The following is a 24,956-nucleotide window of genomic DNA, read 5'->3' as shown; positions in this document are numbered from 1 at the left end:
AGCTTTTCGTGTTGTCTATTAGTTAGCGAGTCGCTGAGCTTCTCGAAGTTGGAATGTACGAACCGTTCTAGGAAGGAAACGTCTAATTTCATCTTCGTTGTACCCAACTTGCAGTCTTTTTTCATCCAAAATAATTGGACGTCTTAGAAGACCAGGGTGCTCATTGATTAGTTTATACAATTGTTGAAGCGGCATTGTCTCAACATTTACATTTAGTTTTTGGAATACTTTAGAACGTGTTGAGATAATTTCATCTGTACCATCTTCCGTCATACGAAGAATCTCTTTGATTTCATCGATTGAAAGAGGCTCAGAAAAGATATTTCTCTCTTGGTATGGAATATTGTGCTCTTCTAACCACGCTCTTGCTTTTCTACATGATGTACAGCTTGGTGATGTGTATAATGTTACCATAAATCTTCACTCCTCAATTTGTAGAATGAATATTGATCTGTATTCTTAAATTAAAATTGTTCTAAATAAGTAATCTTTATAGTGATTATACTATAAAAAAGTAAGTGTGAACAGATTTTCTTGCAATTTTTGTGACAAAAACTAGACAATTTCATTCTTTTTGTGCAGATGTTTGAAGTCTGAACATTCTCATTTAGTCGAGATGATCGAAAATATTTTTTTGTTTTCTATTTTCAACGAGCTTCAGCACATCATCAACATCCTCATACGATTGTCCATACCATTCTTCGTCTTTATACGTATGAATTCTTTCGTACGTCTTTCTCATGGCCTTCATCATTTCTTCCTCATTATCTGTACGAGGCGACCAATAAAGAATTTCCATGCGGTTCACTTCATTCGTTGCAAGTGACCTGCGTTTATAACCAATTGATTCAGCATGCTTGAAGTGCTCTCTCTGATAAAACTTTAGGCGTTTTGCAGTATCTGCATCATCTTCATCTACAGGCTCGACCTCAAGCAAGATCGGTTTTCTTTTTTCCTTCAGCTTATGAATGAGCTTTGAGCCGAGGCCTTCACCTCTTGCATCCTTGGAAACAAATAAATAATCAATAAAGATGAAAGAATCAAATTCAGCGTACATCATCACATGATGAGGTCCTTCTTCTTTATGATAAATATCACTTCTTTCCTTTAATAAAGCTTCCATATGCTCTTTTGACTTCATTTCTTCTATCGGGAAGTATTCACTGAGCTTTTCATACCAATTCATGGATCCGCTCCTTATGATGTAGTTAAGAACCACTTCCTTATCTATTCCCGATTTCCTGCTATTTAAACGCCTGTACTAGTAAGACGCAGCAATGCCATTGGTGGTTTCACTTTTTTTCAAGAGAAAGCAAAAAAGTTTTATATCGAACGATTCATGAGCATTTGAAAGCAAGCAAACAAAAGAAGTGTCATGGCGATCTGAAACATGATGAAATAAAGGTACTTCATACGCCGGACTTCTTCCTTCTGTTTATTCGTGCGCCGATACACAGCAAATTCAACCGAAAACGAAATGATGCAAATGAGCACCATAAACGAAAGAAACCATTGTCCTCCGTTTGGTTTCTCCAAAAAAGACGTTGAAAAAAGCATGAATACGATCATAAAATGAAACCATGAATAGCGAAAAGCCTTCCATTTAGACATCTTATTTCCTCCTAGGCTCTCTCTTTAAAAATCACCATAATTTTCATTAAATATAGAGGTTTGTTAAAGTTTTTTGTTGATATTTAAGAACAACAAAAGCCTTATTTATTTAATTCTTTGGTCAGAATGTCGATGGCTTCTTTAACTTCTTCAACATTTTCTTTGGTATTCATTTCATTTCTAGCATGAAGTAATACTGGTCGGACTGATTCAACTGAACGTCCGAAGTTATACATCCATTCATATCTCGGAACCATCCAAGTATGAAAATGATGGGTTGTATCTTCGTTGTAAAAATAGTACACATGCTCAATCCCTAAAGCGGTTCTTTGTGCTTTTCTTATCCTTGCTAATACGTCTATGTAATCTAGTCTTTCGGACTGGGTTAAATCATCTAAACACTTGATGTGTCTTTTTGAAGCTAAAATAATTAATCCTCTAATTGGATAAGCAACATCTTGATGGGCGTGAAAGTGCTCTGTTTCAATAACCACGCCACCTTCTGGTTTAACTAATCCATTCGTTAATGCACAACTAAGACACTCCACTTCAACTGTTTCTCCATTTGATAAGGTGATTTTTTTCAATTCTCTTCCCCCAACGAAATAGTATACAACTCAAAATCCATAACTTAAGCGTATCATATTTTCCCTTATTTTGAATTAAAATCCTTATTAATAGTGCTTCTAATATTGTGAGTTTATTTCGTTGATGAGTGGCACTTTCTAAGATGTGAAACCAAATAAAAAGAAGCACTGACTAGCAGTGCTTCTTCTCTATTCTTATTGTTTTGCTTTGATCTCTTTGAATTCTTCCTCAGTACAGCTGACAAAGTGACCTGGCTTCACTTCACGAAATTCCGTATTTGTTCCTTTATGAACAGATGGATCGTATTTAATCCGTTTGCGGTTACGCTCATAATCAGGATCTGGAAGCGGAATCGCAGATAGTAGTGATTTTGTATATGGATGAAGCGGGTTTTCATATAATTCATTCGCTGGTGCCAGCTCAACCAATTTCCCAAAATACATCACACCGATACGATCGCTGATATATTTCACCATGGAAAGGTCATGGGCAATGAATAAATACGTTAAGCCCTTTTCTTCTTGCAGTTCTTTCATTAAGTTGACGACCTGCGCTTGGATCGACACATCTAGTGCAGAGATTGGCTCATCGGCAATGATGAAATCCGGCTCAACAGCTAACGCACGAGCAATCCCAATACGCTGCCTTTGACCGCCTGAGAATTCATGCGGGTATCTATTCGCATGCTCTTTATTCAAGCCAACCGTTTCAAGCAATTGATACACACGGTCTTTACGTGCTTGCTTTGTTTTCGCAAGGCCATGAATGTCAATACCTTCTGCAATGATATCAAGCACTGTCATTCTAGGGTTAAGTGAAGCATATGGGTCTTGGAAAATCATCTGCATTTGGCGGTTAAATTCAAGCATTTTTTGTCTTGATTTCTTTCCGTGTACGCTTTCTCCCTTATAGAGAACTTCGCCATCTGTCGCATCATAAAGTCTTATGATCGAACGGCCAGTTGTCGACTTTCCACATCCAGATTCACCTACAAGTCCAAGTGTTTCACCTTTATAAATATCAAATGAGACACCATCAACTGCTTTTACAGTTCCTCTTGCTGTATGGAAATGCTGCTTTAAATTTTTAATTTCTAACAGTTTTTCTGCCATGCTATTCACCCTCTTTTACTAATACAGGTTTTTCGTAGCTACCTTCTAGTTCACGCATTCTCGCCTTTACGGAAGCAGGCGGTTCAACTTTAGGGGCATTCGGATGAAGTAGCCATGATTTCACATAATGCGTATCTGATACTTTGAACATTGGTGGTTCTTGTTCAAAGTCAATTTTCATTGCATAATCGCTCCGGAGTGCAAATGCATCTCCTTTCGGCGGGTTTGTTAAATCTGGTGGTGTTCCTGGAATCGCCGTTAGTTTCCCTTCAGCTCCTCCATCTGTGTCTAGGCTTGGCATAGATGCTAAAAGTCCCCATGTATATGGATGTTTCGGATTGTAGAAAATTTCATCAACAGTCCCTGTCTCCACGATCTGTCCAGCATACATAACGGCTACACGATCAGCAACATTGGCCACAACACCTAGATCATGGGTAATAAAGATAATAGATGTTTCGACTTTTTGCTGAATTTCTTTCATTAATTCTAAGATTTGCGCCTGAATGGTTACATCAAGTGCAGTCGTTGGCTCATCAGCAATCAATAGCTTTGGATCAGCTGCAAGTGCCATCGCTATGACAACCCTTTGTCTCATCCCGCCACTAAATTCATGCGGATATTGTTTGATTCTTTTTTCAGGCATTGGAATCCCAACAAGCTCTAAAAGTTCAATGGCTCTTTTTTCAGCCGCTTCTTTTGAGATTTGTTCATGCTTGAAAAGTACTTCTGTAATTTGTTTCCCGACCTTCATGGTTGGGTTCAAAGAAGTCATCGGATCTTGGAAGATCATCGAAATGTCTTTTCCTCGAATGGTTTGCATTTGCTTTTCCGTTTTCTTGACAATATCCTGCCCATCAAATAAAATCTCTCCGCGCTTGAAATAACCTGGCGGCATCGGGATTAATCTCATGATGGCCTGTGATGTTACACTTTTTCCAGAACCAGATTCACCTACAATAGCAAGTGTCTCGCCTTTATTTAAGTGGAAGTTCACACCACGAATGGCTTGAACCTCTCCACCATATGTTTTAAATGAGATTGCAAGGTCTTTCACCTCTAGAATACGTTCACGTTCCATCCTAATCACTCCTTATTTACGCAACTTCGGATCTAAAGCGTCTCTTAGTCCGTCTCCAACCACGTTAAAACCAAACATTGTAATACAGATAAATGCGGCTGGGAACCATAATCTCCATGGATAATACGTCATGGCCGGAATTCCGTCAGAAGCCATTGTTCCCCAGCTAGCTAATGGAGCCGGTACACCAAGCCCTAGATAGCTTAAGAATGCTTCTGTGAAAATAGCAGAAGGAATCGTTAATGTCATTGTGACAAGAATGGGTCCCATTGAGTTTGGAATCAAGTGTTTAAATAAAAGTCTAGATGTTTTTGCACCTAATGTTTGTGCTGCAAGAACGTATTCTTGGCTCTTTAATTGTAAAACTTGTCCCCTAACGATACGTGCCATGTTAATCCAGCCTACGACTGTCATAGCAAGGATAATCGTTAATAATCCTTTTGGCAGAACCACCATCATTAAAATAACCATTAATAGTGTTGGAATTGCCCATAAAACGTCTGCGATACGCATCATGACTTCATCTGTACGGCCGCCTTTGAATGCAGCAATACTTCCCCAGATGATCCCGATGATCACGTCAAGAACTGCTGCAGCAAGACCGATGAAGATCGAAATTCTTGCCCCTACCCATGTACGAACAAACATGTCTCGGCCAAGATCATCTGTACCAAACCAATGCTCTTTTGATGGCGGTTGATCTGCATTAAGCAAATCTGTCGTTGAATAATCATATTTCGAGAACACTGGAACGAAAATGGCCAGAATCACAATAATGAAAATGATTGCAAGTCCAACCATTGCAAGTTTATTTGCACGGAAGCGAAGCATGGCATCCTTCCATAAAGATAGACTAGGTTTAGAAATTTTTTCAGATTCTGCTGCGTCAGCTGTCGCAGGCACAAATAAATCTTTTCTCATCTCTTCCATGTGTTAGACCCCTTTCTTCGCCTTCGTCAGTTTAATTCTAGGATCAATAATACCGTAGAGGACGTCAACAACTAGAATACTGACTAATAGAATAATACTGTAGAAGACTGTGACACCCATGATGACGGTGTAATCACGGTTTGTAATGCTTGTAACAAAGTGAGAGCCAAGACCAGGAATACCAAAAATCTTCTCCACGACAAAACTACCTGTCAACACTGAAGCTGCCATTGGTCCCATGTATGTGATAACAGGTAACAATGCGTTTCGAATGGCGTGTTTGATCGTCACAGCTGATTTTGTTAATCCTTTTGCTCTAGCCGTTCTAATGTAGTCACTATTTAATACTTCAAGCATACTTGACCGTGCAAGTCTAGCGATAAATGCCATTGGCATGAAGGAAAGTGCAATAGAAGGTAGTACGGTGCTTGCCCAAGACTCCCATCCTGCAACTGGGAAGATCGCTAAAAAGCTTGCCTCAGATGCAAATACATATTGTAATAGCGCCGCTAAGATGAAACTTGGAACTGAGATTCCAAAGATCGTTAAAATGGCAATCGTATAGTCTTGCCACTTGTTATGATAGAGCGCTGCAAGGACCCCAAACAATACACCAAATGCTAATGCGAGGAGAATTGCCTCAATTCCGAGGGTAAAGGAAACGGGGAATCCAGAACTGATTAAATCATTAACAGTTTGTCCTTTATATTTAAATGAGGGACCAAAATCTAATTTTGCAACTGAACCTAGGTAGCTCACGTATTGAACAAATAAGGGTTTGTCCAACCCGTAGTGCTCGTTTAGGTTTGCTTCAATTTCAGCAGGAAGTTTCTTCTCTCCAGAGAATGGACCACCAGGTGCTGCCTGCATGAGAAAGAAAGTTGCAGTTACAATAACAAACAGTGTGATTAAAATATATATTAATCGCTTACCGATATATTTAAGCAACGGAATTGCACCTCCATGATTTTACAACAATTTCTCTAATCAGCAAGAAAGGTATATGGAGAGACATCCTCCATATACCTTAAGATCCTTGCCGTAGATCTCTTACACTATAACTCTTACTTTTCGAAATGTGCCCATTTGTATTGAACATCACCAAGTCCAGATACAACCACACCTTTAAGTTTTGGATCTTGTACCCAAAGTTGAGTGTAGAAGTAAATAGGCGCTACAGGCATATCGTCGATGATGATTTTTTCTGCTTTTTTCAGCATTTCTTCACGCTTTGTTTTGTCTGTTTCTTTTGCAGAATCATTCAATAATTGTTTGTACTCTTTGCTTTCCCATCCAGTGTCATTGTTTCCACCGTCTTTATCTTTGTAAAGCTCAAGGAAGTTCACTGGATCGTTGAAGTCACCTAACCAGCCCATACGTCCGATTTGGTAGTCTCCACTGTGGATTTTATCGATGTATACGTTCCACTCAGAGTTATCAAGTTCAACGTTCACACCTAAATCTTTTTTCCACATTTCTTGAATTGCTTGTGCAATCTTTTGGTGGCCTTCATCTGTGTTGTAAGACAATTTCAATGTTGGAAGATCAGAAACTGACTTATAACCTAATTCTTTCGCACCTTTTTCAAGAAGTTCTTTAGCAGTCGCTACATCATGATCTTTGAAGTAACCAGTTTTGTTATCCGTGAATCCTTCCATTGTTGGAGGAACGATTGCCATCGCTGGAACTTGTTCACCTTGCGTAATTTTGTCAACGATTGCTTGACGGTTGATTGAGTAAGCAAGGGCTTTACGGATGTTCGCATTGTTTAAAGGTTTTACTTTTGTATTGAATTTGTAGTTATAGATACCAGCGATCGTTTGAATTTCAAGACCGCCTTCTTTTTTCAACGTTTTTAAAGACTCAGTTGGAAGGCTTCCAGTTGGAGAACCAGCCCAGTCAAGTTCGCCTTTTTTGAACATGCTAAGTTCAGTGTTTGTATCTTTGATCATAGACATGTTAATCTTTTTCAATTTCACAGTGTCTTTATCCCAGTATTCATTGTTCTTTTCAAGTGTGATAGAACCGCCGTGTTTCCATTTAGAAAGAACGAATGGTCCATTAGATACGTAGTTTTCACCAGCATTTGTGTACCAGTTTTTATTCTTTTCAGCCACTTTTTTGTTGACTGGCATATACGTATAGAATGCAGTTAGTTCAGTAAAGAACGGTGTTGGGTTCTCTAGCTCAACTACAAGCGTTTTGTCGTCTTTTGCTTTAATGCCAACATCAGAAACTTTTGCTTCCCCTTTGTTAGCAGCTTCAGCACCTTTAATATAATAAAGCTGGTAAGCATATTGAGATTCATTTTTAGGATCTAATGCCCATTTCCAAGCATATTCGAAGTCTTGTGCTGTGACAGGGTCACCATTAGACCATTTTGCATCACGAAGTGTGAATGTGTAAGTTTTACCATCATCACTTGTTTTGATATCAGAAGCCATTGCGTTTTCTGGCTTACCTTCAGCGTTAATTCTTGTTAATCCCTCAAAAGTCTGACGGATGACACTTCCTGAAGTTGAATCATTTGCCAATCCCGGATGTAGAGAAAAAGGCTCAGTGGAGATATTCACATTTAATGTTGTTTTAGCCTCTCCAGAACTGCTCGTGCTGTCGCCTGATTTGTTTCCGCTGAAACCACAAGCGCTTAATACAAGTGTGAAAATAAGCATTAAAGTAACAACAGACCAACGCTTTTTCAACTGTATTCCCCCTTATAATATGTTTTTAGTTCAAAGGTCTCGATAGAAGATGAGATTCAGATTTAAGAAATAGCGTAAAAAAGTCCCTGAATAGCTTACTTTCTATTTCTTTTGTTTTTTCTGAATTTTCACTATGTAAAGAGCCTAGCACAAACGTGTGAACAAATTCATTATAATGAATAGAATAATTTATTGCAATATCAATTTCACATATTTTTAAAAAACGTAAATGGGGATAAAGATTGATTTTTATAAACTAAAGTCTCAATCACTTCAACAAATTAAAGCGTAAATTGATTAAAATAATTTGACAAATTCAGCAGGAATAATGTTTTATACATATAATTAATCATCCTTTTTTAAAAAATTCTGACAGATAGTTACTATTTTATCTAAAATTTTAAGTGTCAAACGACATGATGAGAAGGTCACAAATAGGCTTCGTGACTTTTTCATGGTCATCCTTTATAATAGATAGACATACTGTTGCGATGAAAAAGAAGAGTACATATATTCACCATTTACAGAGAGTCTGCGGTCGGTGCAAGCAGATAATGGCATGTATGGAATGGGCTTTGGAGCAGCTAACCGAACACTTGACAGAGTCAGTAGGCTTAGACGGAGCAGTCTCCGATATCAACGTCTTGAGTGATTTCGTATTGAAATAACAAGGGTGGTACCACGGTTCATTCGTCCCTTTTCTGTTGAAAAGTGATGGGTGGGCCTTTTTATATTGAAGAAAAGAGGTTTTAGTATGACAAAAAAGACGATTTTCTCAGGCATACAGCCTAGCGGTTCTGTGACATTGGGGAACTACATTGGAGCGATGAAGCAATTTGTCGATCTTCAGCATGATTACAACGGCTACTTTTGTGTGGTCGATCAGCATGCCATTACGGTCAGTCAGGATCGTTTAACCCTTCGACAAAATATTAGAAGCTTAGCCGCTCTTTATTTGGCAGTGGGACTTGATCCAGAGAAGGCAACATTGTTTATCCAATCAGAGGTACCTGCCCACGCCCAGGCAGGATGGATGCTGCAATGTGTCGCTTATATTGGGGAATTAGAAAGAATGACTCAATTTAAGGACAAATCTGCTGGTAAGGAAGCAGTCGTTTCAGGACTATTAACGTATCCGCCATTAATGGCTGGCGATATTTTGTTATACGGTACGGACTTGGTTCCTGTAGGAGAAGATCAAAAGCAGCATCTTGAATTAACGAGAACGCTTGCTGAACGTTTTAACCGAAAGTATAACGACATCTTTACAGTACCTGAAGTCAAAATTCCAAAAGAAGGCGCTCGGATTATGTCTTTAACAGACCCAACGAAAAAGATGAGCAAATCTGATCCGAACCAAAAATCTTTCATTACCTTATTAGATGAGCCAAAACAGCTTGAAAAGAAAATCAAAAGTGCTGTGACTGATTCAGAAGGCATCGTCAAATATGACAAAGAAAACAAACCTGGAATTGCCAACTTGCTGACGATTTATTCTGTATTAGGGAACGTATCGATTGCAGAGCTTGAACAAAAATACGAAGGCAAAGGTTATGGTGAATTTAAGGGAGATCTTGCGAACGTGGTCGTGGATGCTTTAAAACCGATTCAAGATCGCTATTATGAACTCATTGAGTCAGATGAGCTTGATCGCATTTTAGATGAGGGTGCTGAAAAGGCAAACCGTGCGGCAAACAAAATGCTGAAAAAAATGGAGAATGCAATGGGTCTTGGCCGGAAACGCAAATAAAACAAGCTTGCAGCATATTCAGCTGCAAGCTTTTTCTAATTTACTTTTGATTCGTTTTCCATTTCCCAAAGTTTTTCAAAAAATGGCTGTCCTTTAATCATTTTTTCACAAAAGGCTAAATGGTTTTCTGACCATCCATCAATGGTTTCGTTATAAAGCATGTTCCAAATTTCCTCGAAAGACATTCGTTTGATCTGGTTGTACATGCGCGGATTCCATTCTGTATACCAATAGGCAATTTCTGCTCGGTTTTGAAGCCCCTTTAGTTGATCTAGCGCCATAAACATCAGCTGCTTCAGCTGTCTTTCTTTTCTCGTTAATCCGCTGATATGCTGCGGTGGTAATGATAGGATGTGATATTCTTTCGTCGATTCAAGGCTGTCCGGTGTGAATTCATACTCCTCTGCCTTCACATCTTTCACCATTTCATACACCAATTGCTCCTGTCTTGGAATCAATCGGCTCTTTCTCACAGGAATGGAATAACCAATCGTATCCACAGCGATGATTCTAATTCCGTCCGTGACCACAAAGCAATACTCTAATTTACGGCGTTCATGATTTTTTCGAATATATGATTTCTCAAATACAGTCTCTAGCAGCGTCTTTGGTAGCTCTGATAGATCATTCTCTATGTAATCAAACAAAGGACTCTGCACCTTGAGTAAAGGTACTTGATCTAACAGCTCCACGCTGTCCTCCTTGCGCCACTCATGAAAATGACACACATTATAGCCATTCTCTTCCCCTTCAAACCAATTCACCCATACGTCATGAAGAAATAACATAACCAATCCCTCACTTTTTAAAAACTGTTGTCCACAGTATGGGCAAGGGATAGAGAAATTATTCTAACTTTATTAAAACTTCGTCCTGACGGAAGGACGGCTTTATTTCCTGGGAAAAGGAGAACGTCTCGCATAGTCCTTTCACGATCTTCTATAAACAGAACCTTATTTTAGCTTTTTAGGATCAAGGGCATCTCTCAGTCCATCACCTAAGAAGTTAAAGCATAAAACGGTAAGTAGAATCAGTAAACCTGGGAACAGTGGATACCACCATGCTTGCACCATAATGGAGAAATTTTGTGCATCTTGAAGCATGTTTCCCCAGCTCGCCGTTGGAGGCTGGATGCCGAACCCTAGATAGCTAAGTGTCGACTCAGCTAAAATAACAGAACCGACTTTTAATGTAGCAGACACAATAATAGGACCGATACAGTTCGGTAAAATATGCGAAAAGATGATGACATGGTTTTTCGTTCCGATCGTTCTTGCTGCGAGTACGAATTCTCTTGTGCGAAGTGACAAGAATTCACTGCGGATCAGCCTGGCGGTTGTTGTCCAGCCAGTCAGCGCAAAGATTAAAATCAATTTATCAATACCCGGTTTAAAAATTGTCACTAGCGTGATCAAGAGAAAAATATCTGGAATAGACAATACGACATCCACCATTCTCATGAGCACAGAATCAACAAAGCCTTTAAAGTATCCCGCTACCGCCCCAATGACGGTACCAATGGTGATGGCTCCGACTACTGAGACAAAGCCAACTAATAAAGACACCCTCGCTCCGTATAGCACCCTTGAAAAAATATCTCGACCAAACTTGTCGGTTCCCATAAAATGCTCTGCACTTGGAGGCTGTAGCCGTTTCAATAAGTCTTGCTGTTCCGGTGCGTAAGGTGCGATCACCGGGGCGAAAATAGCGGAAAAGATAATGATCAATAATATAGCGGAGCCGGCAACCGCCAATTTATTTTTGAAAAATTTCTCGCAAAATAAACGAAGCATCGTCTCTGGTTTTGGCGGAAGGCCTTCTTTTAATTTGAGATCAACTGGAGGTGTTCCCATATTAGGTTGTGCCAATTGTGCTTCAGCTCCCTTCTAATATTCAATACGCGGATCAACGATCGCATAGAGAATATCCGCTATTAAGTTTCCAACGACCACGAGCACAGCAGAGATAACAGTCATCGCCATAATGACGGGATAATCTCTTGAAAAAGCAGAATCGATAAACAGTTTCCCAAGCCCTGGCCATGTGAAGATTTGTTCCACCACGACTGCGCCGCCAATAAAGGATGGAATCATGAGTCCAAAGATCGTAATAACAGGCATCAGACCGTTTCTCAATCCATGTTTGAAGATGACTTTGTTCTCTCTAAAACCTTTCGCTCGCGCCGTGCGAATGTAATCCTGCCGCATCACATCGAGCATACTTGACCTTGTATAACGTGTAAGGCCGGCCATATCAGCCGTTGCTAAAACAAAGGCCGGTAAAATAATATGATGAAGCCGGTCAAATAGATTAAAATCTGCATTTAAGGTAGAGACACCCCCGGTCGGAAACCATCCTAAATTCACTGATAACACCATAATCAGGATCAAACCAAACCAGAAATTCGGAATAGCCAGTCCGATAAATGATGTAACCGTAATACCATAGTCAAGTTTTGTATACGGACGTTTTGCTGAAAGAACACCAAATGGGATGGCAATGATCAGGGCAACTAATGTAGAAAAGATCATGAGGATGAGGGTATTTGGCAGCCGGGCAAAAATCAAATCCGACACGGGCGTTCCTTTTTTTACAATGGATGTGCCAAAGTCACCTTGAAGTATATTACCGAGCCATTTCATATATTGCACATATTCAGGATCGTTCAAGCCGTACTTATCAATAAAGGCTTCCCGGTCTGCGGCACTAATGGTCGGGTCCATCATGAGTGACATCGGATCGCCTGGTGCTGCTTTCATAATCGCAAAGGACAAAATCGTAATACCAAACAAAATCGGGATAGAAAGAAGTGTCCTTCTAATGATATATGTAACCATGTGCACAACTCCTTTTTCATCGGATGGCCATACTATGATGAAAAAAGGGGAGACCCCTCCCCTTCTTCACTAGCAGACTACTGTTCAATCCACCATTTTTCGATTTTGTAATATTCATCTTTCGGGTGGTAAGAGTAGCCTTGTAGATTAGATGGCATCGCGCGATGTGAGTTGGCATAATAAAGGAACGTATACGGCTGGTCTTCTGCAATCAGCTCATAAATTTTTTCATACGCCTTTGAATACTCTTTTCGATCACTCAAGTTTTTGGCATCAACTAGCAGTTTATCGACTTCTTCATTTTTATACCAAATGTTATTTAAGCCTTTTTCAGACTGACTTGAATGGAAAATGCTGTATTGGTCAGGGAATGTCGCTAAGCTCCAGCCGAGTAATAACGCATCATAATCCCATTTTGGCGGAGTTGTTTGTTCGATTAATGCACTGAACTCCACAATTTGCGGTTTTGCTTCAATGCCAATTTCTTTGAGCTGCTGCTGGACAACGACAGCAATATCTTCACGGACTTTGTTTCCTTGGTTCGTCTTCAAGACGAAGGAGAACTTCTTACCGTCCTTATCAAGATAACCATCTCCATCTGTATCCTCCCAGCCTTCTTCTTTCAGCATCTTTTTCGCTTTTTCTTGATCAAATTCAAATACTGGGACATTTTCATTTTTAGGGTAGTTCCATGACAGCGGGCTTTCTGGGATGTTGGCTACTTTCCCGTCTCCATTTAACACTTGATCGACAATCGTTTGACGATCAATGGCATGGGTAAGAGCTTGACGGACTTTTTTACTTTTGAACAGTTCGTTTTTCTGATTCCAGCCAATATATGAATAATTTAGCCCTAGATCAGATTCGATTTTGATGTTACTAACTTTTTCAGCTGTTTGCAGTTCTGCTCCAGGCACTGCAAAGAAATCAATATCACCTGCGGATAGCTGAGCCATGGCTGCATTTTGATCAGGAATCGTTTTAATGGTGACTGTATCAAGGTATGGCCGTCCATCCCAATAGTCATCAAATGCTTCGAGTTTGACATAGTCTCCTTCTTTCCACTCGGCAAATTTAAATGGACCGGAGCCGATTGGATTTTTTCGGTTAAATTCATTTTCGCCAAGATCCTTTATAGGGACATCACCTAAAATATGCTTTGGTAAAATCCCATAGCTTCCTAGCGTGACATTATAAAAATATGGATCTTTTTTATTCAGCTTAAATTCGACCGAATAGTCCCCTGTTTTTTTGACAGACTCTAATACTTCAAAGCCTGATCCACGCTCACCATTGTAATCCTTATTAATCGGAATGCTGTATGTAAACACAACATCATCAGCAGTCAGTTCTTCTCCATCATGAAACTTCACGCCTTTTCTAATGGTCACATCAAACTGTTTGCCGTCATCGGATTCTTTAATATCTTCTGCCAACGCCAGCTGTGGGTTTAACTTTCCATCTGTTTGCAGTAAAAAGCTATAGATTCTTTCTTCAATATCAGAACTTGCCACGTCTGTTGAGTAAAGTGAGTTAAATAATGTAGGCTCTGCAATCGAACCAATGACAAGATCGCCGCCTTGTACAGGTTTACCTGTGGATTTCTTTTCACTGTCTCCAGACGTTTTATTTCCACCAGAACAAGCAGCAAGGATCAATGTAAAGATCAGCAGCAAACTGACCAAAATGGACTTTCTCTTTTTATCTTTCATAGACAATTCCCCCTATCTTTTTTTAAAAAATGATGACAGAAGCCCGTTTTATCCTCCCTCTCAAAGATGAGATCATACAAGCGTGATCAAGCGTCGTAGAGGTGGCAGGCCACAAAGTGGTTCGTTTTTAATTCTTGAAATTGTGGTACTTTTTCTTTACAGACTTCTTTCGCGTGCGGGCATCTTGTATGAAACACACAGCCTTTTGGTGGATTTGCAGGGCTTGGTAAATCCCCTTGCAGCATAATCCGTTCCCTTTTCATCTGACCTTTTTTACGGGTGACTGGAACGGAAGATAAAAGCGCCTGTGTATACGGATGAAGCGGATCATCGTACAGGCTATGCTTATCCGCAAGTTCCATCATTTTGCCAAGATACATGACGCCCACTCGATCACTAATGTGGCGGACCACACTGAGATCGTGAGAGATAAAGAGATAGGTGAGGTCAAACTCTTCTTGAAGCTCTTCCATCAAATTGATGACCTGCGCCTGAATGGAGACGTCAAGCGCTGAAACAGGCTCATCTGCTATGATCATTTCAGGATTCATGGCAAGTGCACGAGCGATACCGATCCGCTGCCTTTGTCCACCGGAAAATTCGTGCGGGTATCGATTCGCAAAACTTGGGTGAAGGCCGACTTTGGATAAAAGCTGTTCTACTTTTTCATTTCTTTCTTTTAAGGAATATAAGTGATGTGTTTTGTAGGGTTCTTTGATGATACTTCGAAGTGTTTTTCTAGGGTTGAGTGATGCAAAGGGATCTTGAAAAACCATTTGGATGTTTTTCCTTGTTGATTGTCTTAGTTTTGATTCAGATACATGAGAGATATCTTGCCCTTTAAATAGAATTTGTCCTTCTGTTGGTTCATATAAACGAATCATCGTCCGTCCTAATGTGGATTTACCGCATCCAGACTCTCCAACGATGCCTAACGTTTCGCCTTTATAAATGTTTAAGTCGATGCCGTCAACCGCTTTGACTGCTCCTACTTTCTTTTGCAGCACCCCAGCTTTAATCGGAAAGTGTTTTCGTATATTTTTTAATTCCAGGATGGTTTCTTTCTCAGATCGATCTGTCATGTATGGTTGATTTTCAGCAAGTGTCATGTTTGGCTTGCCTCCTCATATAAGAAACACCTGGCGCTTCTACCATTTTCAAAGGTTGTCAGTTTGGGCAATTCACCTATGCAGCGTTCCATTACTTTCGGGCATCTAGGCGCAAAACGGCATCCTGCCGGAAGCTGATCTGGCGCAGGGACATTTCCTTTTATCGCCGTTAATGGCTGAATGTCTCCGTCAATGACTGGAATGGATTCAAGCAGTCCTTCTGTGTATGGGTGAAGCGGCTCATCAAACAACTCTTCAACGGTTCCATTTTCAACAACCTGTCCGCAGTACATGACAATGACGCGGTCTGCTACTTCCGACACAACACCTAAATCATGCGTAATGAGAAGTATAGATGTACCAAAGGTCGAACATAAATCTTTCATTAAGGTCAGCACCTGGGCTTGTATGGTCACATCGAGAGCAGTAGTCGGCTCATCCGCAATGAGGAGCTTCGGATCACAGCTTAGCGCAATGGCGATCATGACTCGTTGACGCATACCGCCGGATAAACGGTGCGGGTAATCTTTGATGATTTGTTCTGGCCTGGAAAAGCCTACAAGCTTTAGCAAATCAATCGCTTTTTTGGTCGCTTCTTTTTTTGAAAGTTTTTTGTGGTAAATGAGGATTTCTGTTATTTGTTCCCCGATGGTTAAGACGGGATTAAGTGAGGTCATGGGTTCCTGAAAGATCATGGATACATCATTACCGCGAATATTGCACAATTCCTTTTCACTATATGTAACAAGGTCTTTTCCATCAAGCTTAATGGAACCATCCATAATCTTCCCACCAGTCCCATTAATCAGACCCATGATGGATAAAGACGTAATACTTTTACCAGACCCAGACTCACCGACTAATGCGACTGTTTCCCCTTTTTTGATACTAAAATCAACGCCATCAACAGCAGGTATTGGTTCCTTTTTTCGAAAAAAATAGGTTTTTAAGTTTTGCACTTCAAGCAGTGTGCTCATGCATTCGCCCCTTTCTCCATAGATTAAATGAACCGGATCAAAAAATTCTGTCTTTTTAGAATAAAAAGAATTATCAAAATTTATATTTGTATATTATTACATCAGCATGACGAAATCAAGAAGTATTTAGTAAAATTGTAATATGTCACTTTTTTTGTGAATGTTTGTCTTTATGATTCTATCGCCTTTAAAAACGTTTCCGCTGGCTCCGCAATCATAGACTCCTCGCTGATTCGGTGCTCATCGAAATACTTTTTCACGATATAAAATCCAGTGGCATAGCCAAGCATTTTGGGGTAGTTCCCCTTTCCATAAAGGAGATTCTGTATCAGCCTTTCGTCGTCCTGCACTTTTTGATAAAGGTGACTGGATACCCATTTCTTGTACATGCGCTGCAGCTGCGATTCGTCATATAAAGTCGTCCACTTTGCTGTATAGCTTTCTCCATATCTATGATACACAGCATATTCAGCGAGCCCCTCCATCATGATTGTATCAAGGAATGTAAAATCTTTTTCTTCTTTCGTGAGAAAATGCAACCTGCATACATGATGATATTCATGCGTCAGCAACGTACCGATTCGTTCCTTCGGTGTATGCGGGGATAAAAAAAGAAAGATTTTGTCATCAAATGCCATACCGGATTGAAAGTAAAATTGTTCTCTGATCTCTTTGCTGCTCTCATTAACAGGCAAAATAAAGACGGGGACATCAGGACCTCCCCACTTTTTTTGCAGCGCTTTGTATTCTTTCATCACAAGCTTGAAATACCCTTTTTCTTTGAGCTTGTCGATCATTTCCTGGCAGGCGTTCCATGATCGCACCATTCCGTGATGTTGTAAATGGGCGAGAATAGATGATCCTTCTTTTTTCTCTGCTCCTTTAAAATAAGGGACAAAACGTGCCGCCAGCTCCTGAAATGATGATGATTGTTGGATGAGATATTGTGTATTGATCAGACCCATACCGCTGAACACCTCCATTTTCATCATATGCAAAAAGGCGGCGATCTGTTTATAGATCGCCGCCTTCTTAAGACATATTACGCTTCGTATTTTTTGAAGATAATTGTCGCATTGTGCCCGCCAAAACCAAGTGAGTTGCTCAAAGCAACTTGTACTTCTTTTGAACGTGCTTCATTTGCTACATAATCAAGATCACATTCTTCATCTGGTGTTTCAAGGTTAATCGTTGGCGGAATGACACTGTCTTTAATCGCCAGAACAGAGAAAATCGCTTCTACTCCGCCTGCTGCGCCAAGTAAATGACCTGTCATTGATTTTGTCGAACTGATCGCAAGCTGATTCGCATGCTCTCCGAACACTTCTTTAATCGCCATTGTTTCAAACTTATCATTATACGGTGTGCTTGTTCCGTGGGCATTGATATAATCAATTTCTTCCACTGTTAAACCTGCATCACGAATTGCTTCTTTCATTGCACGTACGCCGCCTTCTCCGTTTGGAGCAGGTGCTGTGATATGGTATGCATCTCCAGTTGAACCGTAGCCAACGATTTCTGCATAAATGGTCGCACCACGTTTTAACGCATGCTCTAATTCTTCAAGAACAACAATTCCCGCTCCCTCACCCATCACAAATCCGTCACGGTTTTTATCAAATGGACGACTTGCTGTATCTGGATCAGGATTTGTCGAAAGGGCTTTGTTTGCACAGAAACCAGCAAACGACATTTTCGTTAATGGTGCTTCTGTTCCACCTGTAATCATCGCATCTGCATCTCCGCGCTGAATGACTTTAAAGGCATCACCAATGGAGTTTGTTCCTGTCGCACATGCTGTCACTGTACAAGAGTTAACCCCTTTTGCGCCAAGTGCAATCGAAATTTGACCTGTCGCCATATCTGGAATCATCATTGGAACGAAGAACGGGCTTACGCGTCTTGCTCCTTTATTTGAATACACTTCGAATTGCTCTTCGAATGTTTCAAGTCCGCCAATACCAGATCCAACCCATACCCCAACACGAGGTGCGTTTTCATCTGTAATTTCGAGGCGTGAATCTTCTAAAGCCTTTTGAGCAGCAACGACTGCATATTGTGTAAAGCGTGCCATCTTTCTCGCTTCTTTTTTCTCCATGTAATCTTCGATGTTAAAATCTTTTAGTTCTGCTGCTACTTTTGCTGTATATTCACTTGAATCAACACGTGTGATCGGGCCAACACCTGATACACCTGCTACAGCATTTTTCCATGTTGTCTCTACATCGTTGCCAAGAGGTGTCAAAGCACCTAATCCTGTAACAACTACTCGTTTCTTATCCATTAATTTGTGCACCCCACTCTTTTATCGGCCCCATCGCATAGCGATTGCGCCCCACGTTAATCCTCCACCAAAACCAACCATTACAATCACATCGCCGTCATGAATTTTTCCGGCTTCGATTTCTTCACATAGTGAAATTGGAATGGATGCTGCTGATGTGTTTCCATATTTATGGACTGTTTTCGACATTTTTTCAACTGGCAGCTCTAAGCGTTCGCGTGCCGCTTCCATAATGCGAATGTTTGCTTGATGCGGAATCAAGAAGTCTACGTCTTCTTTTGATAGTCCAGCTTTTTCTATCACGTTTACGCTTGACTCGCCCATTTGTCTCACAGCAAATTTAAATACTTCTCTTCCATTCATGATTGTATGATCTTTTTCATCTAAGTACAAGTGCTTCCCGCCTCTTCCATCGGCTCCAAGCTCAAATGATAGAATTCCCTTGCCTTCGCTAACTGTTCCTAGTACAGCAGCACCTGCTCCATCTCCAAACAAAACAGCTGTGTTGCGGTCATCCCAATCGGTAATGCGAGAAAGCTTTTCTACACCAACGACAAGCACATGTTTGTAAGTGCCAGATTCGATAAATTGTTTTCCAGTAACAAGCCCATACATAAAGCCAGCGCAGGCAGCGCTAATATCCATTGCACATGCTTTATGTGCACCGAGCTGCTCTTGAATCATACAAGCGACTGTCGGAAATGCTTGATCTGGCGTAACTGTCGCTACAAGAATCATATCAATATCTTCTGCAGCCACATCTGCGTCAGCTAATGCTTTTTTTGCAGCAGCAAGCGCCATATGAGATGTATTGACATCATCAGATGCAATTCTTCTTTCTTCTATACCTGTTCTAGTACGAATCCACTCGTCAGAAGTTTCAACCATTTTTTCTAAATCACGATTTGTTAATACTTTTTCAGGTATATAGCGGCCAAGGCCAATAATTCCAGCATTCATTGAATAAGACTCCTTTTACTCATACGAGCATGTGATATTGTGATCTTATATTAGTATCTGGTACTAATTTTACCTTATTTTTTTCTCCTTGGCAATACAAACGTCTAACCTTTCCTCTCACTTTTTTCATAGATTAATGATATACCAATAGTAGAAAGGAACATGTGATATGGCGCAAAAGGATATTTTCTCAGCAATGATGTTTGGTCAGCCGCTTGAAAAGGAGAAAAGCAAGACAGAAAAAAAGGAGGAGCGTGCAGAGACTTCTTCAAGTGATGACTCCATTGACTACATGCATGTCATGAATCAAATTGGAAACATTATGAACTCCATCGATGAGCTGAAGCCTGTGTTTAAAGATGTCGGTCCTATGATTAGTGCCTTCAAGAAAAAATTATCATAAAAAAAAGCCACTATTCTGTGGCTTTTTCTGATGCTGCATCTGCTTTTCCAAGCTCATATGCCTCTTGCATGACAGATGTAAACAAAGAGAGAAGCGGCTGAAGTGCTTGTGGATCAAGCTGAATCCCTGCTTTATCTAATTCTTCTTTTGCTTGTGGAAAATACTTCATCGCAATTTGTAAAAACTCCATCGATTTTTCGTGCTGCATGTTCAACGTCCTCACTTTTCATTTGGCAATTTGCCTGTTTTTTTGTAATTCGCAATATCCTTCTCAATGTCTTTCACAAAAGCGCGGTCTATGGTTGAGCTAAATTTCCCCATTTCGATCACTCCTTCTTTAAAGTCAAAGGAGTACTCACCTTGTTCGTTTAGCTTGCCTTCATTAAACTTCTTCGCAATGATACTGTACGCTTTATCGACATGCTGTACAGTGCTAGTTAACACCGTATGGCTTCCAAGGTTGGATTGATCAGTGACATATCCGATCGCAGATAAATTGTCGGTTTTGATTTGTTCAATGACAGGGATATTATAACCATCACCTGCTGGATACACAACATCTACACCTTGTTTTTTCAATTTTTGATAGAGGTTCACCGCTTTGTCAGCATCATCCCAGTTTTCGACAAATTCCGCTAGGACTTGCACATGTTCGTCCTGATATTTTGCACCTTTGATAAAACCGTCTACTTCACTTTGCCAATCATATGTAGCCAGAATACCAATCTTTTTTGTTTTGGACATATGTGCTGCTGTCATGCCTCCGAAAAAGCCCATTGCTTCTCCTTTAAACGTGACGTTTGTGACATTATCAGCTTGAGGCTTGCCTCCATTGACCGTGATAAATTGTGTTTTCGGATAATCTTCACTGATCAAGTTGAAAATTTCGCTGTATTCATTGCCATGGCCAATAATTAAATTGACTCCTTTTTTATGAAATTCTTCAATGGCATCAACGATTTTCTCCTTGTCGACCATCCCTTCCTTATAATAAACATCTACACCAAATGTTGATTGGATATTTAATAAGCCTTTATAACCTTTCGTTCCCCAAACTTGATCATTAATCGTATCGGGGACGAGTAAACCCACCTTCTCAATATGTCCTTTTAACGGCGCCTGCGAGCAGGCAGATAGCATAAGAAGAAGGAACGAAAAGATCATGACAAGCCGCTGGTACTTCATGCCATGTTCAACTCCCTTTGCAACACGCAGGCATGAACCTGTATGTTAAATATAGGTTTATTTTATACTGAAAAAAGATAAGATGGAAGATCATTCTTGCTTTTTGTCGAAAAATGTTGAGTTTTGTCTTTTCCATTCTGCTATGATTTCTTCTGCTTGTTTGTCACCTGTTTGTCTTTCTACCTTCAATTGATGGATCATTTCCTGCCTTTGATCAGTCCGTGCCCACTTTAAAAGCTCCTTTGCGACATCTTCTACAAAAAATGCGTGATCGTCCTTTATTCGTCTCTCTTCATGGAGTGTCCACGGACCAAACATGCGTGGAAGGATAACAGCCGAAACGCTTTGTTCATGCGAATGGCTTTCGGGTTCTTCGTAAAACAAGCGGTATATGCCATGCTTCGCTTCGAGGTCTGTCTCTCTGTTCATTGAATCATCTGATTGAAAAAAGATCAGGTCATATGCCTCTTTCCTATCTTGACCATCAATAACGCGGACAAGATCATTGCGGCCGAGCCACATCATCCGCTCTTCTAATAACATTTTTTGCTCCTCTGACTGCTCCTTAGGATATGTGATATCCACTTGTATGCCCTCTTTCATCATATATTCACAAAGTGTCAGTCCAAAAAATTCATCTGCACCTATGATCAGTCCTGTTTCCATGTTCATGTCCCCTTTTTTAGCATATCGAATAAAAAGAAGAGCCCTTTCCATGAAGGGCTGTTATCATCCTATTCATTACAATTCTCTTTCATGCGATTTATAAAACTTGTGAATGGACTGAAAGATTCTTCTTGGATGATCAAACATATGCAAGGTAAGGTCCATCTGACAATGGTCTGGATTCATCATATGTTGATCAATAAAAGGCTTTGCATGTAGTTCATAGGCATACGGTGCGCCGTTTAGTCTCTGCCATATATGAATCGGTACATGAGCTGAATGAACGGGGCAAGAAGGAAGTGGATACGTTTCTGCTTCCTTTGCAGAGCACCCATAGCTCTGTGCGAGTTCTTTCATGAACTGTTTGTAGAAGAATTTGTGTTCCTTTTCTCTTTCTCTTTGTGCTTGCAGGTGTAAACATGGATTCATCATGGCTATAGACCTTAGCACTTCTGGCATTTCTTCGGCAAGACTCATGGCGACAAGTGCGCCCATTCCCTCTGCCAGCACATGAATTTCCCGGTTTAATATTTCTTGTTTTAATGTGTGATGAACAAGCTGTTTCGCACTAAAAACAGCATCTTCACATCCCCAGTGATTCCCATGAAGATGACTATTAAACAATGTATATCCTTCATCCTTTAAAGCAGTTAATAGCTGGTTTCTTCCGTAATGCTGAAGCCAGAATGATGTATTTTCCTGCACAAAGTGATTTTGGTCACCGAGGATTAGAATGCCAAAGCCATTTGGTTTTTGAGGAAGGTGAATGACGTTCCACTGGGAACCAAGCTGGAAAAAACGTTCGCTTACACCCATATGGCCAGCCTCCTTTCAGTGATTCTGCTTTCTATGATATGAACAACAACTCTTGTAGGAATAAGGAAATCCCCTAAAGACAGAAGAATTCTTTTTATTTTTATAGTAGAAGGTCTCAAAATGGTCACATAAAGGCGGAAAACAGTCTTTTCTCTGAACTCGTATCTATGGTATGATAGTCAATAGATTGTTACATAAAGGACGGTGGAATAATGCATTACATTATCACCCTCATTTGGACTTTTCTGCTGACACATATGGCTGGTTACATCGTTTCATCTATGAATGGAGCTGCTTATGATTTTACGTTAACTTCCATTCTTGCCATAGTGTTTACGGTTATTTTATTCATCTTTGCTGAAGTAAGTCCAATGAAAGAAACAGAAAGTTCAACAGAACATTCTTAATATTGCTGGAAAAGAGCTAATGATTTGAGATTAGCTCTTTTTCTTTTTTTCAGAATGATGACTAGAAGTTGAGAGCGCACGCTAAAACCCCCTGCCGTCAATTACAGGGGGTTTTTGAGTTACACCTCAACCGTTTCGGACTTCTGTTTGTCTGCTGACAAATGGCTTTTCGCAAGCCCTGTGAACAGGAAGATCGCGATGCCCGATAAAATTTCAAGCACACCACCCCCCGCAATGACAGGTCCTGCTCCAAAGCGTTCTGCCAGGACGCCCGATATGACGGCTGCAAGCGGGAGAAAGACATTTGATGACGCATTGATCACGGCATATACTTGCGGCTGATCTTCTTGGTCAACAGACGTTTGAATAATGACCATCTCTGGGACATTGATCGCACTGACGGCTGCACCAAAAATAAAGGAAGCTAGAAGAACGACTGGAAGCCATGTACTCATTCCAGTGATAAAGAATGCAGCACCTTCAATCATGCCTGCGACAATAAAGAACAAGCCGAATCTTTTGATTTTCACCTTCGCCAGTGCAAAGCCCATCATAAACGCACCGACTGCAGCGACACCTCTTAAAATGGAATACACCATTGAATCACTTTGCAGTGCTTCTGCTACATATACAGCGGATAATGCCTGCCACGGAGCTGCGGCGACATTCATTAAAATACAATAAAGGGTTAGTGCAAATAAAATATGATGATTTTTAACGACTAGAAAGCCTCTTTTTAAGTTATACAGATATGTATTCTTTGCTTGCTTAATGTCTGCTGCTTTTTCTGCATCTGACTTTTGGAGTTTAACGCCAATAATGAACAAGCCCGATATGATAAATAAAGCAGTGGTGATCAGGAGCGTATCTGCAGGGCCAATTAATTTGACCAAAAGACCAGCGACCATCACCGCAGCAAGTGCGACAATTTCAAAAGATGATTGCAGGATCGCATTTGCTTTTTGAATGAGATGCTTTGGAACAATCTGCGGCAGGATGGCCACAGAAGCTGGGTTATATGCTGCACCTGTTGCCGATTGAATAACCATTAATGAGATCAATAACCATAGAGGCAATATGTGCGAAAAATGCAGTAGTGGAATAATGAGTACAATGGTTGCTCGAATGACATCTGAAGCAAACATCCATTTAGATAAATGATGTCTTTTCATAAGAGGTCCTAGTATTGGGGCCAACAATGATGAAGGAAGAACTGTCACTGCTAGAAGAAGTCCGGTACCGAGCGCTCCATCCCCTCTTAAAATTAATAACCAAAGAACGGATGTAAAAGCAAAACTTTCTCCTGTATTTTTTATGAGTCTTGATATGAACAATGAGGTGAAGCGTTTATTCCAAACACTTTCACTGAGATTCATCTTTTCCATCACACAAATCCTTTCAACCTTATACTATTTTTACATATTTTACCTTAATATTTCTTTTTTTCATACTATTTATTTGAAAATTGGAACTTAATTGTTTTTTATTATAAAGAAAAAAGAGGCATGACACATGCCTCTAAAGACTTATTCATATGGACTCTTAGTCAATTGCTTACGGCTTTCTTTGGTACGTCCAAACGCGGTTATGGTTCGAGTTATCCGGAAAGACGTCTCCTGCTTTAAGCTTTATCTTTAAAGGATCTTTCACCATACTACCGGTCTCACCGATTTCGATATAAACACCATTATTAGGTGCCTTATTACCAGATTTAAACTGATGCTGTTGACCCATTTCCATCCTCCTTTCTCGATTGATGTTATTATGTCCCGTCCATTGCCTCTCCAATCCAATATGTAAAAAGTCCCTGCTCAGTCGAGACAGGG

General features: G+C 40.3%; 27 protein-coding genes and 1 other annotated feature. Of the genes, 3 read left to right on the top strand and 24 right to left on the bottom strand.

All coding sequences use genetic code 11. From position 1 onward, the window contains the following. Positions 1 to 18 precede the first annotated feature (18 nt). The 9 genes from spxA to MHI58_RS05645 all read right to left on the bottom strand — a co-directional run bounded on the left by spxA (position 19) and on the right by MHI58_RS05645 (position 8,024). Positions 19 to 414, bottom strand: coding sequence for a transcriptional regulator SpxA (gene spxA / locus MHI58_RS05685; protein ID WP_003211421.1), 396 nt, complete (start codon positions 412 to 414; stop codon positions 19 to 21). A gap of 193 nt (positions 415 to 607) precedes the next feature. Continuing rightward, complete coding sequence (locus MHI58_RS05680; protein WP_368004383.1) at positions 608 to 1,186, bottom strand: GNAT family N-acetyltransferase; 579 nt, start codon at positions 1,184 to 1,186, stop codon at positions 608 to 610. Positions 1,187 to 1,323: 137 nt separating this feature from the next. Beyond that, positions 1,324 to 1,611: a hypothetical protein gene (locus MHI58_RS05675; protein ID WP_041092067.1), complete on the bottom strand. Its 288-nt coding sequence runs from the start codon at positions 1,609 to 1,611 to the stop codon at positions 1,324 to 1,326. A gap of 101 nt (positions 1,612 to 1,712) precedes the next feature. Then, positions 1,713 to 2,198 carry an HIT family protein gene (locus MHI58_RS05670; RefSeq protein ID WP_160757908.1) on the bottom strand — a complete coding sequence of 162 codons (486 nt, stop codon included), beginning with the start codon at positions 2,196 to 2,198 and terminating at the stop codon, positions 1,713 to 1,715. Positions 2,199 to 2,393: 195 nt separating this feature from the next. Continuing rightward, the gene (locus MHI58_RS05665; protein WP_024720064.1) at positions 2,394 to 3,311 is read right to left on the bottom strand and encodes an ABC transporter ATP-binding protein; all 918 of its coding nucleotides are present in this window, start codon (positions 3,309 to 3,311) and stop codon (positions 2,394 to 2,396) included. Between the two features lies 1 nt (position 3,312). Further along, a complete protein-coding gene (locus MHI58_RS05660) occupies positions 3,313 to 4,401 on the bottom strand; it encodes an ABC transporter ATP-binding protein (protein WP_089374143.1) in 1,089 nt (362 codons plus the stop codon). A gap of 3 nt (positions 4,402 to 4,404) precedes the next feature. Next, the gene (locus MHI58_RS05655) at positions 4,405 to 5,322 is read right to left on the bottom strand and encodes an ABC transporter permease (protein WP_017360167.1); all 918 of its coding nucleotides are present in this window, start codon (positions 5,320 to 5,322) and stop codon (positions 4,405 to 4,407) included. Positions 5,323 to 5,325: 3 nt separating this feature from the next. After that, on the bottom strand, positions 5,326 to 6,270 hold the full coding sequence (locus tag MHI58_RS05650) for an ABC transporter permease (protein ID WP_007499022.1): 945 nt from the start codon (positions 6,268 to 6,270) through the stop codon (positions 5,326 to 5,328). Positions 6,271 to 6,386: 116 nt separating this feature from the next. Further along, on the bottom strand, positions 6,387 to 8,024 hold the full coding sequence (locus MHI58_RS05645) for a peptide ABC transporter substrate-binding protein (RefSeq protein ID WP_007499024.1): 1,638 nt from the start codon (positions 8,022 to 8,024) through the stop codon (positions 6,387 to 6,389). A gap of 482 nt (positions 8,025 to 8,506) precedes the next feature. Next, positions 8,507 to 8,725: a binding site (T-box leader), on the top strand. Positions 8,726 to 8,778: 53 nt separating this feature from the next. Between MHI58_RS05645 and trpS the strand changes: the two genes are divergently transcribed. Next, the gene (gene trpS, locus MHI58_RS05640) at positions 8,779 to 9,774 is read left to right on the top strand and encodes a tryptophan--tRNA ligase (protein WP_368004382.1); all 996 of its coding nucleotides are present in this window, start codon (positions 8,779 to 8,781) and stop codon (positions 9,772 to 9,774) included. Between the two features lie 35 nt (positions 9,775 to 9,809). On the opposite strand, the gene MHI58_RS05635 is transcribed toward trpS, so the two are convergent. The 9 genes from MHI58_RS05635 to MHI58_RS05595 form a co-directional block, all read right to left on the bottom strand. After that, entirely contained in the window at positions 9,810 to 10,562 is a 753-nt protein-coding gene (locus MHI58_RS05635; RefSeq protein ID WP_025207150.1) for a YjbA family protein, read from the bottom strand. A 165-nt stretch (positions 10,563 to 10,727) separates the two neighbouring features. Then, the gene (gene opp4C, locus MHI58_RS05630) at positions 10,728 to 11,627 is read right to left on the bottom strand and encodes an oligopeptide ABC transporter permease (protein WP_017360169.1); all 900 of its coding nucleotides are present in this window, start codon (positions 11,625 to 11,627) and stop codon (positions 10,728 to 10,730) included. Between the two features lie 33 nt (positions 11,628 to 11,660). Next, positions 11,661 to 12,611, bottom strand: a complete 951-nt coding sequence (locus tag MHI58_RS05625) for an ABC transporter permease (protein WP_056407959.1) — start codon at positions 12,609 to 12,611, stop codon at positions 11,661 to 11,663. Positions 12,612 to 12,688: 77 nt separating this feature from the next. Next, a complete protein-coding gene (locus MHI58_RS05620; RefSeq protein WP_041093116.1) occupies positions 12,689 to 14,323 on the bottom strand; it encodes a peptide-binding protein in 1,635 nt (544 codons plus the stop codon). A gap of 86 nt (positions 14,324 to 14,409) precedes the next feature. Beyond that, entirely contained in the window at positions 14,410 to 15,405 is a 996-nt protein-coding gene (locus tag MHI58_RS05615; protein ID WP_024720061.1) for an ABC transporter ATP-binding protein, read from the bottom strand. Positions 15,406 to 15,428: 23 nt separating this feature from the next. Next, positions 15,429 to 16,409 carry an ABC transporter ATP-binding protein gene (locus tag MHI58_RS05610; protein WP_056407962.1) on the bottom strand — a complete coding sequence of 327 codons (981 nt, stop codon included), beginning with the start codon at positions 16,407 to 16,409 and terminating at the stop codon, positions 15,429 to 15,431. 170 nt (positions 16,410 to 16,579) lie between these two features. Beyond that, on the bottom strand, positions 16,580 to 17,374 hold the full coding sequence (locus tag MHI58_RS05605) for a DUF2268 domain-containing protein (RefSeq protein WP_056407963.1): 795 nt from the start codon (positions 17,372 to 17,374) through the stop codon (positions 16,580 to 16,582). A gap of 77 nt (positions 17,375 to 17,451) precedes the next feature. Further along, positions 17,452 to 18,693 carry a beta-ketoacyl-ACP synthase II gene (fabF, locus tag MHI58_RS05600; protein WP_008348501.1) on the bottom strand — a complete coding sequence of 414 codons (1,242 nt, stop codon included), beginning with the start codon at positions 18,691 to 18,693 and terminating at the stop codon, positions 17,452 to 17,454. Between the two features lie 21 nt (positions 18,694 to 18,714). After that, positions 18,715 to 19,653: a beta-ketoacyl-ACP synthase III gene (locus tag MHI58_RS05595; RefSeq protein WP_024720058.1), complete on the bottom strand. Its 939-nt coding sequence runs from the start codon at positions 19,651 to 19,653 to the stop codon at positions 18,715 to 18,717. Positions 19,654 to 19,822: 169 nt separating this feature from the next. On the opposite strand from MHI58_RS05595, the gene MHI58_RS05590 reads away from it, so the two are divergent. Beyond that, on the top strand, positions 19,823 to 20,056 hold the full coding sequence (locus MHI58_RS05590; protein ID WP_008348506.1) for a hypothetical protein: 234 nt from the start codon (positions 19,823 to 19,825) through the stop codon (positions 20,054 to 20,056). 10 nt (positions 20,057 to 20,066) lie between these two features. On the opposite strand, the gene MHI58_RS05585 is transcribed toward MHI58_RS05590, so the two are convergent. The 4 genes from MHI58_RS05585 to MHI58_RS05570 all read right to left on the bottom strand — a co-directional run bounded on the left by MHI58_RS05585 (position 20,067) and on the right by MHI58_RS05570 (position 22,723). Then, positions 20,067 to 20,264, bottom strand: coding sequence for a ComZ family protein (locus MHI58_RS05585; RefSeq protein ID WP_008348507.1), 198 nt, complete (start codon positions 20,262 to 20,264; stop codon positions 20,067 to 20,069). A gap of 11 nt (positions 20,265 to 20,275) precedes the next feature. Beyond that, positions 20,276 to 21,241, bottom strand: coding sequence for a BMP family ABC transporter substrate-binding protein (locus MHI58_RS05580; protein ID WP_017360174.1), 966 nt, complete (start codon positions 21,239 to 21,241; stop codon positions 20,276 to 20,278). A gap of 90 nt (positions 21,242 to 21,331) precedes the next feature. Continuing rightward, complete coding sequence (locus tag MHI58_RS05575) at positions 21,332 to 21,907, bottom strand: hypothetical protein (RefSeq protein WP_039167361.1); 576 nt, start codon at positions 21,905 to 21,907, stop codon at positions 21,332 to 21,334. Positions 21,908 to 21,982: 75 nt separating this feature from the next. Then, positions 21,983 to 22,723, bottom strand: a complete 741-nt coding sequence (locus MHI58_RS05570) for a hypothetical protein (RefSeq protein ID WP_056407965.1) — start codon at positions 22,721 to 22,723, stop codon at positions 21,983 to 21,985. Positions 22,724 to 22,935: 212 nt separating this feature from the next. On the opposite strand from MHI58_RS05570, the gene MHI58_RS05565 reads away from it, so the two are divergent. Then, a complete protein-coding gene (locus tag MHI58_RS05565) occupies positions 22,936 to 23,130 on the top strand; it encodes a YjzD family protein (protein ID WP_024720055.1) in 195 nt (64 codons plus the stop codon). 119 nt (positions 23,131 to 23,249) lie between these two features. Here MHI58_RS05565 and MHI58_RS05560 read toward each other — a convergent pair whose 3' ends face one another. Together MHI58_RS05560 and MHI58_RS05555 are read right to left on the bottom strand one after the other, a co-directional pair. Then, the gene (locus MHI58_RS05560) at positions 23,250 to 24,515 is read right to left on the bottom strand and encodes an MFS transporter (protein ID WP_007499050.1); all 1,266 of its coding nucleotides are present in this window, start codon (positions 24,513 to 24,515) and stop codon (positions 23,250 to 23,252) included. A gap of 169 nt (positions 24,516 to 24,684) precedes the next feature. Next, on the bottom strand, positions 24,685 to 24,864 hold the full coding sequence (locus MHI58_RS05555) for a YjzC family protein (RefSeq protein ID WP_008348517.1): 180 nt from the start codon (positions 24,862 to 24,864) through the stop codon (positions 24,685 to 24,687). Positions 24,865 to 24,956 lie beyond the last annotated feature (92 nt).

The organism is Bacillus sp. FSL K6-2869 (assembly GCF_040869405.1).
GTDB lineage: Bacteria > Bacillota > Bacilli > Bacillales > Bacillaceae > Bacillus > Bacillus altitudinis.
This window is presented reverse-complemented; position numbering and strand designations above follow the sequence as displayed.

Coding starts and splice junctions, on each gene's coding strand:
- MHI58_RS05585 (WP_008348507.1), bottom strand. CDS start 20,264: ATGCAGCACGAAAAATCGATGGAGTTTTTACAAATTGCGATGAAGTAT.
- MHI58_RS05620 (WP_041093116.1), bottom strand. CDS start 14,323: ATGAAAGATAAAAAGAGAAAGTCCATTTTGGTCAGTTTGCTGCTGATC.
- MHI58_RS05610 (WP_056407962.1), bottom strand. CDS start 16,409: ATGAGCACACTGCTTGAAGTGCAAAACTTAAAAACCTATTTTTTTCGA.
- MHI58_RS05580 (WP_017360174.1), bottom strand. CDS start 21,241: ATGAAGTACCAGCGGCTTGTCATGATCTTTTCGTTCCTTCTTCTTATG.
- MHI58_RS05680 (WP_368004383.1), bottom strand. CDS start 1,186: ATGAATTGGTATGAAAAGCTCAGTGAATACTTCCCGATAGAAGAAATG.
- MHI58_RS05615 (WP_024720061.1), bottom strand. CDS start 15,405: ATGACAGATCGATCTGAGAAAGAAACCATCCTGGAATTAAAAAATATA.
- MHI58_RS05570 (WP_056407965.1), bottom strand. CDS start 22,723: ATGGGTGTAAGCGAACGTTTTTTCCAGCTTGGTTCCCAGTGGAACGTC.
- MHI58_RS05560 (WP_007499050.1), bottom strand. CDS start 24,515: ATGGAAAAGATGAATCTCAGTGAAAGTGTTTGGAATAAACGCTTCACC.
- opp4C (WP_017360169.1), bottom strand. CDS start 11,627: ATGGGAACACCTCCAGTTGATCTCAAATTAAAAGAAGGCCTTCCGCCA.
- MHI58_RS05665 (WP_024720064.1), bottom strand. CDS start 3,311: ATGGCAGAAAAACTGTTAGAAATTAAAAATTTAAAGCAGCATTTCCAT.
- spxA (WP_003211421.1), bottom strand. CDS start 414: ATGGTAACATTATACACATCACCAAGCTGTACATCATGTAGAAAAGCA.
- MHI58_RS05625 (WP_056407959.1), bottom strand. CDS start 12,611: ATGGTTACATATATCATTAGAAGGACACTTCTTTCTATCCCGATTTTG.
- MHI58_RS05590 (WP_008348506.1), top strand. CDS start 19,823: ATGGCGCAAAAGGATATTTTCTCAGCAATGATGTTTGGTCAGCCGCTT.
- trpS (WP_368004382.1), top strand. CDS start 8,779: ATGACAAAAAAGACGATTTTCTCAGGCATACAGCCTAGCGGTTCTGTG.
- MHI58_RS05555 (WP_008348517.1), bottom strand. CDS start 24,864: ATGGGTCAACAGCATCAGTTTAAATCTGGTAATAAGGCACCTAATAAT.
- MHI58_RS05655 (WP_017360167.1), bottom strand. CDS start 5,322: ATGGAAGAGATGAGAAAAGATTTATTTGTGCCTGCGACAGCTGACGCA.
- fabF (WP_008348501.1), bottom strand. CDS start 18,693: ATGGATAAGAAACGAGTAGTTGTTACAGGATTAGGTGCTTTGACACCT.
- MHI58_RS05565 (WP_024720055.1), top strand. CDS start 22,936: ATGCATTACATTATCACCCTCATTTGGACTTTTCTGCTGACACATATG.
- MHI58_RS05595 (WP_024720058.1), bottom strand. CDS start 19,653: ATGAATGCTGGAATTATTGGCCTTGGCCGCTATATACCTGAAAAAGTA.
- MHI58_RS05575 (WP_039167361.1), bottom strand. CDS start 21,907: ATGGAAACAGGACTGATCATAGGTGCAGATGAATTTTTTGGACTGACA.
- MHI58_RS05605 (WP_056407963.1), bottom strand. CDS start 17,374: ATGGGTCTGATCAATACACAATATCTCATCCAACAATCATCATCATTT.
- MHI58_RS05675 (WP_041092067.1), bottom strand. CDS start 1,611: ATGTCTAAATGGAAGGCTTTTCGCTATTCATGGTTTCATTTTATGATC.
- MHI58_RS05635 (WP_025207150.1), bottom strand. CDS start 10,562: ATGTTATTTCTTCATGACGTATGGGTGAATTGGTTTGAAGGGGAAGAG.